The 15,396-nt window shown below is 48.7% G+C and carries 15 protein-coding genes; 5 read left to right on the forward strand and 10 right to left on the reverse strand.

Annotated elements, in window-relative coordinates; genetic code table 11:
- A complete protein-coding gene (locus NE619_RS05990) occupies positions 1-288 on the forward strand; it encodes a DUF6809 family protein (RefSeq protein WP_256131473.1) in 288 nt (95 codons plus the stop codon).
- 249 nt (positions 289-537) lie between these two features.
- Here the strand turns inward: NE619_RS05990 and NE619_RS05995 are convergent, their stop codons facing one another.
- The 4 genes from NE619_RS05995 to NE619_RS06010 form a co-directional block, all read right to left on the reverse strand.
- Complete coding sequence (locus NE619_RS05995; RefSeq protein WP_256131474.1) at positions 538-2,217, reverse strand: APC family permease; 1,680 nt, start codon at positions 2,215-2,217, stop codon at positions 538-540.
- Between the two features lie 14 nt (positions 2,218-2,231).
- The gene (locus NE619_RS06000; protein ID WP_256131475.1) at positions 2,232-3,302 is read right to left on the reverse strand and encodes an NAD/NADP-dependent octopine/nopaline dehydrogenase family protein; all 1,071 of its coding nucleotides are present in this window, start codon (positions 3,300-3,302) and stop codon (positions 2,232-2,234) included.
- A gap of 16 nt (positions 3,303-3,318) precedes the next feature.
- Positions 3,319-4,437 carry an alanine dehydrogenase gene (locus NE619_RS06005; RefSeq protein ID WP_256131476.1) on the reverse strand — a complete coding sequence of 373 codons (1,119 nt, stop codon included), beginning with the start codon at positions 4,435-4,437 and terminating at the stop codon, positions 3,319-3,321.
- A 231-nt stretch (positions 4,438-4,668) separates the two neighbouring features.
- Complete coding sequence (locus NE619_RS06010; protein WP_256131477.1) at positions 4,669-6,732, reverse strand: helix-turn-helix domain-containing protein; 2,064 nt, start codon at positions 6,730-6,732, stop codon at positions 4,669-4,671.
- A 152-nt stretch (positions 6,733-6,884) separates the two neighbouring features.
- Here NE619_RS06010 and NE619_RS06015 point away from each other — a divergent pair, with 152 nt between their 5' ends.
- Genes NE619_RS06015 through NE619_RS06030 form a run of 4 tightly spaced genes read left to right on the forward strand, consistent with a single transcriptional unit; the run spans position 6,885 to position 9,872 of the window.
- A complete protein-coding gene (locus NE619_RS06015) occupies positions 6,885-7,994 on the forward strand; it encodes a helix-turn-helix domain-containing protein (protein ID WP_256131478.1) in 1,110 nt (369 codons plus the stop codon).
- A 2-nt stretch (positions 7,995-7,996) separates the two neighbouring features.
- The gene (locus NE619_RS06020) at positions 7,997-8,197 is read left to right on the forward strand and encodes a PLDc N-terminal domain-containing protein (RefSeq protein WP_256131479.1); all 201 of its coding nucleotides are present in this window, start codon (positions 7,997-7,999) and stop codon (positions 8,195-8,197) included.
- Positions 8,197-9,114 carry an ABC transporter ATP-binding protein gene (locus NE619_RS06025; RefSeq protein WP_256131480.1) on the forward strand — a complete coding sequence of 306 codons (918 nt, stop codon included), beginning with the start codon at positions 8,197-8,199 and terminating at the stop codon, positions 9,112-9,114. Before NE619_RS06020 ends, NE619_RS06025 begins: the two co-directional genes overlap by 1 nt.
- The gene (locus NE619_RS06030) at positions 9,111-9,872 is read left to right on the forward strand and encodes an ABC transporter permease subunit (protein ID WP_256131481.1); all 762 of its coding nucleotides are present in this window, start codon (positions 9,111-9,113) and stop codon (positions 9,870-9,872) included. Before NE619_RS06025 ends, NE619_RS06030 begins: the two co-directional genes overlap by 4 nt.
- A 3-nt stretch (positions 9,873-9,875) precedes the next feature.
- On the opposite strand, the gene NE619_RS06035 is transcribed toward NE619_RS06030, so the two are convergent.
- Genes NE619_RS06035 through speB form a run of 6 tightly spaced genes read right to left on the reverse strand, consistent with a single transcriptional unit; the run spans position 9,876 to position 15,217 of the window.
- Positions 9,876-10,634: an SDR family NAD(P)-dependent oxidoreductase gene (locus NE619_RS06035; protein WP_256131482.1), complete on the reverse strand. Its 759-nt coding sequence runs from the start codon at positions 10,632-10,634 to the stop codon at positions 9,876-9,878.
- 16 nt (positions 10,635-10,650) lie between these two features.
- The gene (locus NE619_RS06040) at positions 10,651-11,430 is read right to left on the reverse strand and encodes an SDR family NAD(P)-dependent oxidoreductase (protein ID WP_256131483.1); all 780 of its coding nucleotides are present in this window, start codon (positions 11,428-11,430) and stop codon (positions 10,651-10,653) included.
- On the reverse strand, positions 11,420-12,043 hold the full coding sequence (locus tag NE619_RS06045; RefSeq protein ID WP_256131484.1) for an SDR family NAD(P)-dependent oxidoreductase: 624 nt from the start codon (positions 12,041-12,043) through the stop codon (positions 11,420-11,422). The genes NE619_RS06040 and NE619_RS06045 overlap by 11 nt, the downstream gene beginning before the upstream one ends.
- Positions 12,030-13,478 (reverse strand): APC family permease, encoded by a 1,449-nt coding sequence (locus NE619_RS06050; protein WP_256131485.1) that lies wholly within the window; start codon positions 13,476-13,478, stop codon positions 12,030-12,032. The genes NE619_RS06045 and NE619_RS06050 overlap by 14 nt, the downstream gene beginning before the upstream one ends.
- Before the next feature lie 27 nt (positions 13,479-13,505).
- Positions 13,506-14,255 carry a creatininase gene (locus NE619_RS06055; RefSeq protein WP_256131486.1) on the reverse strand — a complete coding sequence of 250 codons (750 nt, stop codon included), beginning with the start codon at positions 14,253-14,255 and terminating at the stop codon, positions 13,506-13,508.
- Positions 14,256-14,272: 17 nt separating this feature from the next.
- Positions 14,273-15,217: an agmatinase gene (gene speB / locus NE619_RS06060; protein ID WP_256131487.1), complete on the reverse strand. Its 945-nt coding sequence runs from the start codon at positions 15,215-15,217 to the stop codon at positions 14,273-14,275.
- Positions 15,218-15,396 lie beyond the last annotated feature (179 nt).

A 15,396-nucleotide genomic window follows, 5' to 3' on the forward strand; every position in this document is an offset into this window, starting at 1 on the left:
ATGAAAAACATCCTCAAATTATTTTACGACTGCCCCGGCGATTGGCGTGAAAACAATCAGACATCGGATTTCAGGTTTGCAAAGACGGCCCGTATCAAGAGTGAAAATCTGGATCTGCTCATGGACAGCTTTTCCGATAAACAGAAGGAATTGTTTGAACGCTACTGCCAGGCGGATGCCGAAATCGAAGATATGATAAATTTTGACCAGTTTTGCTATGCGTTCCATCTGGGAGCACAGCTCATGGCGGAAATAATCCGCGGCGAAGATGAATTATTGAGCGACTGAGCGAAACGGTAATCCCCTGCGGTTTCAACTCAGCCAGAATCCATGCCGGACATTCCAGGAATCTGCCATCGCCGCTCTATCAGAGCGTAGCACCGCAGCACCGTTGGGCACCGGATAAAATAGCCCTGACTCCAACTGGCATGCCAGATCGGAGTCAGAGCTATTATTCCTTTGAGAAAAGATTACGGAACATTTTCTGTCACCGCTGTTCACATCCGCCGATTCTCTTCGTTGTAAACCGGTATCTCGTTATTCTTCAGAAGACTGTTTTTGCAGAACAAACGATTCAACTTCTGGTCTCTGATCCTTAGGGTCCAGCTTCCGGTCCAGAATAATGAGCACAACTGCGATTACAGCATACGCGACTGTCACCCAAAGGATACCCTGTGTAATAATTTCATATGCGTTTGCCACGCCGTACGTTTCCGCATAATATTCAGGTCCCCAGGAGCCTTCGTATATCGGCATGAAGAAGTAAGCAATCAGGCCAAGCACTACGAACACCAGAAAGATCTGCGCAATTCTGAACAAATCACCATAGCAGAGTTTCGTCTTTGGGTTAATCGGGTGTCTGACCGGGTCCAGTCTGTGCAGTCCTCCGCAAACTCTTTTTATGATAACATAGAGTATTGGCACTAGGATCAGCCCCAGCATACCTCCAAGGAAGTAATCGGCGCCGTTAATCAGCAGCGAAAAAGCAGCGATAAGGATTCCCGGCGTAACCATGCATACGAACACTGCCGTATTCCCTGGAACTTTAAACGGTCTGGGCAGATCAGGCTCCTTGATCCTGAGACGAATTCCCGCAATCCAGATCAATACATAATCGACGATCACTAAGGTGACTGTAATGGTAATCAGCGCTGTAAATGAATACTGCACGGAAATCAATGTGAATACGGAAATTGTCAGAGTAGCAAATACAGGAATTCCCTTCTTTTTGCTCACCTTTGTCAAAACCTTTGGCGCCAGACAGTCTTCCGCGATTGCGTAGAAGCCTCTGGACAGAGTCGTCATGGCAGTGTTATAAGTTGAAACATTGGCCAGAAACGCGATAATCGCAAACCCGATTCCAAAAGCCGGCCCCGCAAATTGCGCGGCTACTGTCATATAGTTGATGCCGTCGGGCCCCCAGTCAGCCCATTGCCCCACCGAACCCAGGGTTGCGATTGTAGGAAGGAAATAAACAGCCGCGATCATGGGAATACCTATGAGAAGTCCCTTCCATACCACACTTTTATCTTTACAGTCGCCGGCGACCGTGGACACCGATGTGAACCCGGAATAAACCCACATCGCAATAGCCAGTGAGCCTGACAGACTCCACAGAAAGCCTTCATCCGTATTGTAAAAAGGTTCGAAGGGACTCTGATTCCAATTCATAAAACCGAGTACCGTTATGGCTGCGAAAGCGACCAGCACCAAAATGGCGATGCCTGTGGTCACAGCTCCCACATCCTTGATTCCCCTGAGATTAATGATGGTTATGATTATAATAACTGCGGCCTTGACCATATAGGCCTGCGCTTCCGTCATCTCCACGGCCAGGCTCAAATAAGAAACGCCGAGAACCACATATCCGCCCATCTCAAAATACTGCGCCAGCGTCCTGCACCATCCTGCGCAGAACCCCCAGAACTCTCCCATTCCCCTCTGTATCCATTTGTAAAATCCCCCCGTATAGGGAAGCGCTGAGCCCAGTTCTGCGGCGGTCAGAGCCTGCGGCGCCGCCCAGAAAATCGGCAGCAACAAAATCAGCAGCAGCCCAAGGCCCGGTCCACTCACACATATTATATCTTCTATTCCAAAGCAGCCTCCACAGCAAAAGCTGAATATCAAAAACACCATCGTATACAGCCGAACATTTTGCGGAACAATTTTACTATTGTCATAAATGTTGACTGCTTGCTCCTTCCCAGACTTACTCATCACAGCCTCCTTTCCTAAAAATCCTTTACATATTTTTTCAAGGCTTCTTTATCCAATCCCTCAACTCCCATATCTGCTTGCGTTCTCACCATATCGGAAAGCTTGGCCCCGATCAAAATCGAACCGATCGCCTGCAGAGCTTTCATAACCGGCACCTCCACAATCAGCAGCTCCGCCAGAGCGATCCACGCAGTAAGTCCATAAGGAATATCTTCCGTAAAATACCGGTTCTGCAAAGAAGTGGGTCCTTTAATAAATTCAAGAGTTTCACAGCCGTTAACCTCTTCCCAGATGCTTCTCGGCTGGCGGCCTTCCGCCAATTCCTCCGCCAATGACATGAACTTATATCCCAGCGTCTGAACAATAGCTTTTCGCTCTTCTTCAAGCTTTTCCATAACGCCTGCCACACACGGCGTAATTCCCTCCTCATATAAATAGAAGTCGCCCTTTGAGCGTTCTATGCGTGCTGAATTGAGCACACACCCCGGGATATGCAGCACCGGATTTAAGCTGTGCAGCCCGCAGGCAAGAACATCATCCACCTTTTGCAGCGAATAAAAAGTAGAAGCCAGTTTATATGCCAGATCGGTCTTTTCAGTGGGCATCACGCCAAACAGCAGGTCGGGGTTCCTCGCAAAAACATGGATTCTCCCCGGCGATTCAGCGCGGGTATCATAGGCCAGAGAGCTTGTTTCACATATCGCTATGTCCGCAGTTACGCCTTTTTCTTTAAAAATTCGTTTAAAGGTGAGGCTCCCCAGGCTTCCTGGCATCAGTACGATCACCTGACCGTCTTTTACCTGATCCGCCAGCAGCTCCGCGTAATTCCTCTGGGCAGACGCAGGAAGAGGGATGAACATAATTTCCACGTCCTCGATCGCCTCTGCTATATCTGTCGTAATGAGGTCGATTTTCGCCTTTCCTTTTATAAAACCCTCCAGCGTAATTTCCCTGGTTTCGAAGAGATTCCGGAGCGGTTCTGCGTATTCAGGCATTTCATATAGGGATACCCTATGCCCCTGCAGCGTTAAATCCGCGGCCATGGTTTGTCCGCCATTACCGGCTCCCAGTACGGCAACTTTCATAAAATCACCCCTTCCCTTACAGCATTTCCGTATCAAACGGCGTATAATCCATATTGTGCGTATCGGCTATATCCTTGTGGACCAGAGTCCCGCCCACAAAACTCATGGATCTGAACAATTCCTTACTATCCTCACAAGCCTTCTTGATCCCCTTGTTGGCAATCGCCTCAACGTACGGATAAATGGAACTGGCAAACAGCTCGCTGGAGGTCTGAGGAACTAAAGCGGGCAAATTGTCGATTCCAAAGTGTACCACACCTTCCTCCACATAGGTGGGATCTGTGATCGTCGTATATTTCACCGTTTCAATAATGTCGCATCCTACGAGATCCACGATCAGAGAATTTTTCTTCATCGTCCTGACCATCTCCCTCGTCACCAGCGGATATTCCATCCCCGGATACGGGTAAATGGTATTGATGAGAACATCACAATCCTTCAGGCGCTCCGCGCATTCATCTGAGCTCCACAGCAATAGATGGGCCTCCGGTATCAATCCCTGCAACTGATTGATCCTGCTGTATTGGGACTCGAAGACCGTTACATCCGCATGCAGCCCCAGAGCCACATCCGCCGCCGCATACCCGCATGTGCCGCCGCCTAAAATCAGGATCTTTGGTTTTCTGGTTCCGCTGATGGCCGCCAGACTGATACCGGCTCCTCCTGCGGAAAGCATGCAGTGGTGACATGCGCACATGACCGCAACCCTTCCTGCGATTTCACTCATGGGCATGATGATCGGCCGTGCTCCCGTATCCGTTCTGATTAGTTCCAGGGAAACTCCCGTCACCTTTGATGCTAAAAGTTTATCGAGCATCGGCTGGTCCGGCTCCACCTCGCCAAGATGGAAAAAGCAAACGATAATCTGTCCTTCCTTAAAAGGCAAGTCTCGTTCCGACGGCATATAATCCTTAAGCTTTACAATCATATCGCTCTTAAGATAAATATCCTGGGTGGTCGGCAAGATCTCCGCGCCGGCATCGATATATTCCTGATCTCCAATGCCCGCCAGCAAAGCCAGGCCTTTTTCGATATATACGGTGTGCCCCTGGCCGGTCAATTTTTTTACCCATTTGGGAGTCAGCCCGACTCTGGCTTCCTGATCTTTCTTTTCCTTTGGAATTCCGATAATCATGATAACCTCCTGTCTGTACTTCAAGTAATATGTTAGTAACAAAATTACCATAATTATCTTAATATTCAATTATTTCGTTGTCCTGCGGCTGGCACGTTTTTACCCGTATTTGTACAATTATTTTTTTCGGATCGTTTTGCCTGAGAAAAATCGCAAAAACATTAAAACCGGGCATTAAAAAAACGCAAAAATGTAAGAATGCACATTTTTGCGTTGCCAATGGCTAGTGGTTCAGCACTTTTCCAGCAGGATTAATTCACTTCCGAAACGCGGCATATGGACATATAAATCCATCGTTTCTTTCAGCGTCATCACTTCAAAACTCACTTCCGGGAAAAGGCTCTTTTCCAGAAGGAATTTTTCCTGCGAACTCAACCCTTCCGGGAATCCCATGGCTGCCAGTTTATTGAACAAACAGCACTCTTCGTTGAGACTCAGCCTTGTCACTTTATAAGTGCCTGTCAAATTACTGATTTCCACAATATACTCATTGCTCGGGACTCTTTCTTCAAAAACATCTGCAATCTCTTCTTTGCTTCTGAGAGAGCGAATTTTTTTATATCCTTCCTGGTAATAGTCGTAAAATAACAGCTGGTAGCTGTCGCCTTTTTTGGTAATGATATAATCATTATCCTCCGCAACCACACTATCGCCCAGCATAGCGTAGAACATGCAGGTAAAGTAGGCCGCCTTTTTCAGACCGTTCCACGCAGTAAGACCGCTGCTTCCTGAAATGGTACCGACAGATGTGCCTTCATCATCCATTAAGGCATAGGCTGTTTTTTTCTTATTTCCCAGCAAACCATGCAGCAGATACGGCGTTCCGCAGATCGCATCGAACACGTAGCTTCCCTGGTCGAAAGCAGAATCTCCGAGAGCCACCGGTTCTACTGAAAAAAATTTCTCTGCCCCAGCTTCCTCATTGAGATAATCCATCAAATACGCGAATTGTTCCGGTGATGAACTATGGTCCGCAAGGTATAACGTAAAATTTTCCGTATTGAGTCCATGAACATCAAGCGTAGAAAACAGTGTCTCAAAGAAACCTATATGGTTTTGTATGTTGCGGTCATTGCTGAATTCATAGATTGCCTTGTTCATGTTTTGCCGCGTCATGAATTCAAACCGTTTCAGGAGCTCCCGCTCAGGCCGGCCTCCTGCCACGGAAATCACCTCCGCCACATCAAAGCGGTTTCGTAAAACCTGAAAGATTGTTTCACTGATCCTGCCGGGAGTTTCCCAGGTCCTGCTGGCCGCAATAAGGTTATTCCTGCCGAGGCTTCTCTTCCGTCTGACTGCCTGACCGTTCAGAGGAATTACTTTGGAATAAAAGTCTCTCAACAATGGATTCCCCCGGTATGTCTGCTCGGTCCGGGCATCGTCCATGCTGTCCAGTATTGCCTGCGGGGACAGCACTTCTATTTTTATTTCTCCATTGGCGTGGCTGGTCCGTTGCGCCCGATACTCTTCCGGAGTTTGGCCGTACCATTCTTCGAACGCCTTGACATAATACCGGGTCGCGGAAAATCCACATGCCAGGGCGATCTCACTGATCCGCATCTCTGTTTCCAGTAAGTATTTCTCGGAAATTTCCACCCTGGAAAAGTTGAGAAGCTCCTTAAAGGATATCCCCACAAAGTCCTTTATGATATGGGAGAGATAATACATACTGAAATGTTTTTCCTCCGCCAGTTCCTGCAGAGTTACTTTTCTGTCATAATTGTCATATATAAACTTATAGATTTCCCTGATGCGGCCTACATTGGCGGGATTACCCTGCAGGTCCAGCTTATTGATAAAGTACCGGCCTTCATAAATGGAAAAATACTCAAAATTGCTTTTCATATAGGTAAGCAGGTCGATCGATAAGGACGTCAGCTTTTTCGAAAAATTGGCTCCCTTTTTTACATATAGCTCCATCAGCTCACGGATCTTTGAGGTGAGCGTTATATTCAGATCCTCGATTTTCTCTCCGTTCAAGTATGTCTCCAGCATCATATAAGAAAATTCCAGGCTTTCGATATATTGAACAAAGTAGTCCAGGTCAAACTGAATGATGAGGATCTTATTGGGAGCATTGGAATACATGCTGTGGAGTTCGTCCTCATTTACGATGAAAATATCGCCCTTTTTCAGCAGGATCGTCCTGTAGCCGATGATTAATTTAATGGTTCCCTCCATGACGACGATCAGCTCCAGATCCTTGCTGTGATAATGGATCGGATATTCCTCGATCGAACTTATGGTAACATTAATAGGTATTCCCTCAGGATATTGCAGCCTTTCTTCCAGCATCGCCCCGAATCCTCCTTTACTTTTCCTCAGTATACGTCAAAATACTTTTCATCGCAACTGTATCGCAGCGGTTGATTTTTTCAACTAAAATCAACCGCAAATCCATTGTAGCCTTGTCAAAAGCCGCTATAATAAAGTTAGAGGTGATTCAAATGAAAGAAATAAACATCAGCAAAACGCTGACCCAAAAACGCAAGGAAAAAGGCATTACACAGGATGAGCTGGCCGCCTATATCGGCGTTTCCAAAGCATCCGTGTCCAAATGGGAAACCGGGCAGAGCTACCCGGACATCACATTTCTGCCCCAGCTTGCGACCTATTTTAATATTTCCATAGACGACCTTCTGGGCTACACGCCGCAAATGAGCAAAGAAGAGATTCGAAACCTGTACCATGAACTGGCCGACCGCTTCGCAGACAGCCCTTTTGAGGAAACCTACGACCGATGCCAGAAAATCATCCACAAATATTACTGTTGTTTTCCGCTGCTGCTGCAGATGGCTGTGCTCTATCTCAATCATCATATGGTGGCGCCCAAAGAGCAGCAGTCCGCTGTACTGGACGAAGCCCTGGAACTGTGCCGGCGGATCAAAGAAGAGAGCGGCAATGTGTTCTTATCGAAGGATGCGACTATGGTCGAAGCAGCCGCCTATATGATGACGAACCGTCCCCAGGAAGTACTGGAGCTATTCGGAGAAACACTGCGCCCCATTACCCAGGAAACGGAAAGTATGGCTCAGGCTTATATAATGATGGGCAATCCGGAGAAAGGCCGCGAGGCCCTTCAAGTATCCATCTATCAGCATCTTATTGTCTTGGAAAGCTCCATGGCGCAGCTGCTGACTCTGCCGGGCCAGGAACCGCAAAAGACAGATTTAATTCTCAAGCGGTTTTTGGGCATAGCACGCCTCTTTGAGCTGGAGAAGCTGCACCCCAACGTTATGGCTTCATCCGCTTTGGCGGGAGCACAGTTCTTCTGTGCCATGGGAGAAGCTGAGAAAGCGCTGGATTTTTTAGACCTTTATGTCACGGCCTGTGAGAATTTTGCGCCTTTTACGCTCCATGGCGATGTCTTCTTCGATTCCATTGATTCCTGGCTTGCTGATTTTGACTTGGGCAATCAGGCTCCTCGCAGCAAAGATATCATAAAAAAGAGCCTGATCGAGAGCATCGAGCAGAACCCTGCTCTGACGCCCCTTAAAGAAACGCCCGAATTTAAAACGATTCTTATAAAATTAAAATCTGTCCTGGGAGGAAACTAGCTATGAATGATTATATTGAATATCTGCCCTTTCTGATCCCTTTGATTATTTTAGAGATTGCTCTGGCTTTAACCGCTCTGGTTCACGTCCTCAGACATCCTCACTATCGGTTTGGAAACCGCGTTTTGTGGGTGCTGGTCGTAATGTTTATACAGATCCTGGGGCCAGTGGTCTATTTTGCTTTTGGAAGAGGTGAAGAATAATGGATACTCTGTGCATTGAAGGCCTGACGAAAAAGTTCGGCGCTCATACGGTACTGGATGAAATTTCATTTACAGTCCCCGAGCATTCTGTCTTTGGCTTTCTGGGTCAAAACGGCGCCGGAAAAACCACGACCATGAAACTGATCCTTGGCCTTTTGAAAGCAGATGGCGGGCAAATCCGCGTTTTGGGCGAACCGGTGACTTACGGGCAGACCAAAACCAACCGTCTGGTGGGCTACCTGCCTGACGTACCGGAATTTTACGGTTACATGAAACCGGCTGAATACTTAAAGCTTTGCGGAGAGATCGCCGGACTTTCCAAAAAAGAAATTGCCCGTAGAAGCGAAGAACTCTTACATCTGGTGGGACTTGAAGAAGCCAGGAAAAAAATCAGCGGCTTTTCCCGGGGAATGAAGCAGCGTCTGGGTATTACCCAGGCGCTGCTGACAAGGCCAAAACTGCTGATCTGCGACGAACCCACATCCGCCCTCGACCCTGTGGGCAGAAGAGAGCTTTTAAATATTCTCCATCAGGTCAGGGAGCAGACAACGGTACTGTTTTCCACCCATATTCTTTCCGATGCGGAGCAGATCTGTGACCGTATTGCCGTCCTTCACCAGGGAAATCTGGCCCTCTGCGGAGAGCTTTCCCGGATAAAGGCGCAGAAATCAGCCAATGCTCTTTTCGTCAGCTTTGCTTCCGCAGCCGATGTATCGGAGCTGACAGCTTCTCCTTATCTGCTGCCTTATTGCAGTCAGATCGAGGTTCAGGGCAGCTGTCTGACAATCCGCAGTACGGATATAAAGCCTGTGCAGCAGGCTGTTTTATCAGCCCTTTACGGCAAAGGACTCTTTCCGCTGAAAATGGAAATACAGGAACCGACTTTAGAAGGAATCTTTATGGAGGCAATACAATGAACGGATTTATCGCTTTTACAAAAAAAGAACTGTGCGAATCGCTGCGAACTTATAAATTGATTATCCTGGGCATTGTTTTTCTGCTCCTGGGCATTATGAGCCCGCTGACCGCAAAGCTGATGCCGGAGCTGATCGGCTCGTTTCTGCCGGAGGGCATGACCATGTCCATCGCAGAGCCTACAGCAATGGATTCCTGGATGCAGTTTTTTAAAAACGTGCCGCAGATCGGGCTGGTTGTCACCGTCATTTTATTCAGTGCCATGATATCAGGGGAGCTTTCCCGTGGAACACTGGTAAATGTGCTGACCAAAGGCCTTTGCCGCAGCAGTGTGATTCTGGCAAAATTTCTGGCTGCCCTTTTGACCTTTACTGCGGCCTATGTGCTCTGCTTTGCAGCTTGCTTAGGATACACGGTCCTGTATTGGCATGACCCCGTATCCCTTTTGCCGCTGGCCGTATTTGCGCTCTGGGCCTTTGGTATCCTGCTGATCGCATCCCTGCTTTTGGGAGGTGTTCTTTTTCGCAGCGGCTATGGAGCTCTGCTCTTTACCGGGGGATTTACAGTCTGTCTGTTTCTGCTGAACTTCTTTCCTCAGGTTCAGAAATTCAGCCCACTGCGGCTGGCCGCAGACAACGTTTCTCTGCTGAGCGGCGAACTTGCCGCATCGGATTTTGCCATACCCTTTGTCATCTGTGGCCTGCTGCTTATAGTTTTTCTCTGGGCAGCCGTGTCGCTCTTCAACCGGAAGCAGATCTGAAACTCAGAAGAATACGGCGCCGCCGTTGGGGCTTACGAACTGACCGCAGAAGAAATTGCCATCATCGGAAGCCAAAAGCAGGGCGGCGGCGCTGATTTCTTCTACTTTGCCGAGCCTTTGGAGCGGGATGTCCTTTTCTTTTTCCACCCATTCCGGTTCCATGTCCGCCAGGATCATGTCCGTTTCAATAGGCCCCGGCGCTATGATATTCACCAGAATGTCGGGAGCCATTTCCAGGGCCAGGCACATGGTAAAGGAGTTGATGGCGCCCTTTGCGGCGGCATAGTGTCCATATCCGGCTCTGCCTTTTTTGGAAAGCTCCGAAGATATGTTGATAATTTTTCCCACAGGCTCGCCCTGCCCTTTTGCCATCAAGGGGATCAAATATTTGCAGTTCAGAAATACGCCCCTCAGGTCCGTATTGATTACCCGGTCCCATTCGCTGGTTTCCATCTCCGTTACCGGAACCTCCAGGCCAATGGTTCCCGCGTTGTTGACCAGAATATTGATCTTTCCAAACTCTTTTTCTATGGTTTGGGCCAATCTTTTTACATCTTCTTCTCTGCCTGCGTCCGCCTGAATAGCCAGCGCCCTGACACCACAGGCTTCGATCTCTTTTACAGTGCTCTGCGCCGCCTGCTCATTGCATCGGAAGGAAAAGACGATATTCGCCCCTTCTTTAGCAAATGCCAAAGCGATTCCTTTTCCAATTCCTCTGCTGCCGCCGGTTACAACGGCAACTCTGTTTTCCAGTTTTTTCATAACTCTTACCTCGATTCTACAGATAATATGGCGTGGAACGGTATTCCCCGCCGCTGACGATTACATGGCGGCCGCTGAAAGCCCGGCTGCCGGTCTCTGTTGCCAGAAATGCCGCCATAGCTGCGATCTCACTGGGTCGGGCGATTCGCTCCATGGCGATATCCTTCGCGTACATTTCTCTGACTTCGTCCAGGGAAATGCCCAGGTCATTGGCATCCACATTGAGCTGTGGCGTATCGATGACGCCGGGAATGATGGTACAAACCCTTATGTTATCCTCGGCATAGGTTCTGGCGAGATACTGCCCCATAGTCAAAATACCCGATTTAGACGCGCCGTAGCCGGTGGCGTTGGTCCAGCCGATGGATCCGAAGAAAGAGCTGATGAGTATGATCGTACCCCCGCCGTTTCTTTTCATATCCGGAATCGCACTTCGAATACAGGCCATATGGCCGGTCAAATTAATTTTAATCTGCCGCCACCAGGTATCTTCTTCGCTTTCCAGGAATGGCGACATGCTCATGCCGGCGGCATTGCAGACCAGCACATCCAGTTTTCCGTAATACTGCTGCGCCTGCTTGGTTACTTCCTCAGCTGTCTTGATTTCCTGCAGGTCGCCCATGGCTGTTTTGGCTCCCGTTCGTTCTGCTACTCCTTGGACCTTTTCATTGTTTTTTCTGCCGTTTATAATCACGCGGGCCTTTTCCCGGGCAAACTTCACTGCCATGGCTTCGCCGATCCCCTGGGTGCCGCCGGTAATGAAAACAATCTTATCTTTCAAATCCTTATATCTCATCTTTTACACCTCCCATGGAGATCACCTGCGCCGCGGTATAGCTATCCTGCTCGGCCAGATAAAACACGGTTTCCGCCAAAGCTGACCGGTCAATGGGAACATTGGGAGCCAGCGCGTTCACCAGGATATTGTCCTTTGCCACTTCCGCGCCGAAGCTCTTGGCAAAGCCATGGAGCGTTCCTGCTGCCGAAGCTTCCATAATACAGTCACCTTTTACCCACCTGTAGTCCGGGGCCAGCAAAATGATTTTGCCCTGCTTTCTTTGGATCATATACGAAGCCGCTGCCCTGCACAGGTTGGCGGCACCGCCCAAAACCGTCCGCAAAAGTTCCTCCCAATCCTCCATATTCGTGTCTTCAAATCCGCCTTCAAAGGTCATCCCCGCTCCGTGGAAAACAGCGTCAATCGCCTTGCTCTCCTCAATGGTTTCTATAATTTGTTTTACGCTTTCAAAGTCTTTCATATCGCACTGATAATAGGAATCCGTATTTTCCGCCTCCGGAGACAGGTCCAGACCTACGACGTCCCATCCCCGCTGCGAAAACAGTTCAGCGACCGCGCCGCCGACCTTTCCGGCACATCCTGAAATCAGGATTGTTTTATTCTTCTCCATGTTTTTCCTCCTTTTTATCCCTCGGCCTGATATAGGCAAAATAGTAGATCAGCGCCAATGCCAGCAGCCCTCCAACGATAGCCAGGTCTTTCGCGGTCTGCGATGTGATGGCAACCACGAGAAACAGAATTACTATGATGGAAGGAATCGGAAACAGCGGCATTTTAAACGGCCGGGTGGTTTTCTTATCTCTGAGCCTGCTGTTGATAGAGCCGATAGCGATCAAAAGATATACGGTAGCGGCGGCCATTCCTCCAAAAGTAATCAGAGTAACAATGTCCGATGCGAATACCAGAATACAATCCACCGCAGCAATCAGAATTGTGGCTACCCAGGGGACCTTGCCTTTGCCCGACACCTTTGTCAAGGCCCGATTCATTTTTCCCGGCCAGATCCGGTCGCGTGCTCCCGTATAGAGCACTCTTGCCATATAATTGATGATAACCACCAGGCAGCCAAAGGAAGATATGATGATACCGGCATTGATAATCGTAGCTCCGATCGATCCCATATAGGCTTCTGCCGTGTAAAGAAGCGGCGATTCACTGCCAAGGAAAGCAAACAGATCGGGAGCTGCAACCATAGACATAATCAGAACAGCAGCGATAATGACAGCCGTTGTGGCAGCGGAAATAAACACAGCCTTTCCCACATTTCGACAGGATCCCTTTGTTTCTTCCGAAAATCCCAGGGACGCCGGATACCCGTCTATGGCCGCGCAAAGGATGCCGATTCCCATCAATACCGCCGCAAAGGTCACAGGAACCATACCGGTTCCGCTTTCATTGAGCATTTCCGCATGAAACAGCACATCGCCCAGAGATCTTTGGGGATTGGCGAAGCAAATATACAGAAAGACAAAGATAACGGCCATCTGCAGCGCTAAAAATATCTTCGCTACCCGATTGCTGGTAACGATACTGTTGAGGCCGATCAGCAGAGCGATAATCAAGGTGACCGCAGATATGGCGCTGCCGGCAAAGGCGCCCTGAGGCAGCTGCGGAAAGAGGATCTGCAGATACTGGGCCACGCCCATGGCGATGGACGGCGGATAGATAAATGCCTGAATCATAAAGGTAAACACGGCAATGAACACCAGCGGCTTGGGCAGCACGTAGCTTACAATTGAATAAAGTCCTCCCGAAACCGGATACATGGATCCCAGTTCTCCCAGGATCAATCCAATCAAAATCACATTGATCCCCTGCAAGAGAGCAGCCGGGCCTGTGGCGATTCCCACTGTCGCAAAAGCGGCCAGCGCATAAACAAACGCAGCCATGACCGGAGACACGTTGGAAAGGGCCATAACCACATTACCGAATACGGACAGTCTCCGGTCCAGCTCCTGCGGATATCCCAGTTGTTCCAGCCTTCTCTGCGCTCCATCCTCTTTCGAGTCCACAAAAGGAAGATTTATTTTGTTTTTATCTTTCATAAGATCAACCTCCTTACTTAGCCCCGGTTACATCCGATCTTTTAATATAGCTGCGTAGTGGGCTGTGATATCCTCTGCCAAGAGCTTTCCTTTTTCTTTGGAAGAAGTCCTGGCAGTTGCCAGTAAACCCGTCTCAGGGACTTTGCATTTTGACGCGGGATAAATGGAATATCCCAATTCTTCATCAACGCCGTCTTCTATAAATCGTTCCATATGAACCAGGTCCGGCCGGAAATACATGGTCATGGAAGTCTCCGCAATCGCGGCATGTTCCAACGCCCAGCCCGGAAACGGTACTTCATCGAATACCTTGTCCATCACTTCATCGGATATCTGATCCCACCAGCTGCTTTCTATAAAGGTCACATCCTCATATTTTCGCGATAACAGGTCGATCGCCTCTAAGATAAAGGCTTCGTTTTCAAAGTGTCCGTTCATTACGAAAATCTTCTTAACGCCGTCTCTGATCAGCTCCTCCAGAATATCCGATACCAAAGCGGTTAAGGTGGCGCCGTTGAGATCCAGCGTTCCCGGAAATAGCGGCCCGCCGCCTGACAGGGGGGCTGATTTATAGCCATAGCAGACGGTTGGCGCAACGAGTCCGCCAATCTCTTCTGCGATCATTTTCGCAAGACCTGTGCTGATAATCGCGTCCACGGATAGCGGCAGCATCGGCCCATGCTGTTCGGTGGAGCCTACCGGCAATATGATAACCGCATCCTCTTTTTTTGCTTTGAATTCCTGCCAGCTGATTTCCTGCATAAAAACACTACTCATAACCACATCTCCTTTGACTATTTTTTCTTACTTAAAGCAATGATTGATATGAACTCAAAAACAAGATTTGCCGCCAGAAAAGCCGTTATCTGTGACGGATCGTAAGCCGGCAGCACTTCCACGAGATCGTAGCCCACAAAGTTGAGATCTTTCAGTTTGCGCACCATGCCCAGAGACTCGGCGCTGCTGAAACCGCCCACTTCGATGGTCCCGGTTCCCGGCGCAAAGGCGGGATCAACGAAATCAATATCAAAGGTCAGGAAGGCCTTTTTATCGCCAACCCGCTCAAGGATCTGGCGGACTACTTCCGACAGCCCCAGCTCACGCATTTCAAAGCTGGTGATTACCTTAAAACCCAATTTTGAGGAATCGGTTAAATCGTCTTCCGAATAGAACGTTCCCCGCATTCCCACTTGAATCGAGTGCTCCACATCGATCAAGCCTTCTTCCAGAGCCCGTTTAAATACGGTACCGTGGTTATATTTTTTGCCGAAATAAGAATCAATGGTGTCAAAGTGCGAGTCGAAGTGGACTAAAGCTACCGGTCCGTGTACCTTCGCGATCGCCCGCAGCTCGCCTAAGGTAATAGAATGATCTCCTCCCAGGCAGATGGGAATGACTCCGGCTTCGACAATCGGTGTCAGCCCCTGCTCCATCTGCTCATAGGTTTCTTCAATAAATCCCGGTATTACCGGAACATCACCGTAATCCACGCCGGAAAGCTCTTCCACCACATTGACCTTCTGCGGCACGTTGTATGGCTTGATCAGTGAGGATATATCCCGGATGGCGGCAGGTCCGAATCTGGCTCCGGGCCGATAGGTGGTTCCCGTGTCAAATGGGACTCCAATCACCGCATAGTCGATGTCCTGGGTTGTTTTCACATTGGGAAGACGCATAAATGTTTTGATTTCGGCAAAACGCGGGGTCTTCAAAGAATCTAACGGAATATACTTTTTCATAATGGCCTCCTTTAGCACAATTTGTTTGTTGTCCATATAAAATAGCAAGTTCCGTGCCAATTGTACGAATAGACAAACTATTCTGTATTCGGTTGAAATCACTTGCCTTTCCTGGGTCGTGCGGTTTTATGAAAATAACAAAAGACATGGAATCGTGCAATTATGCATCAATCCATGTC

This window comes from Anaerovorax odorimutans (genome assembly GCF_024459955.1).
GTDB lineage: Bacteria > Bacillota > Clostridia > Peptostreptococcales > Anaerovoracaceae > Hominibacterium > Hominibacterium odorimutans_A.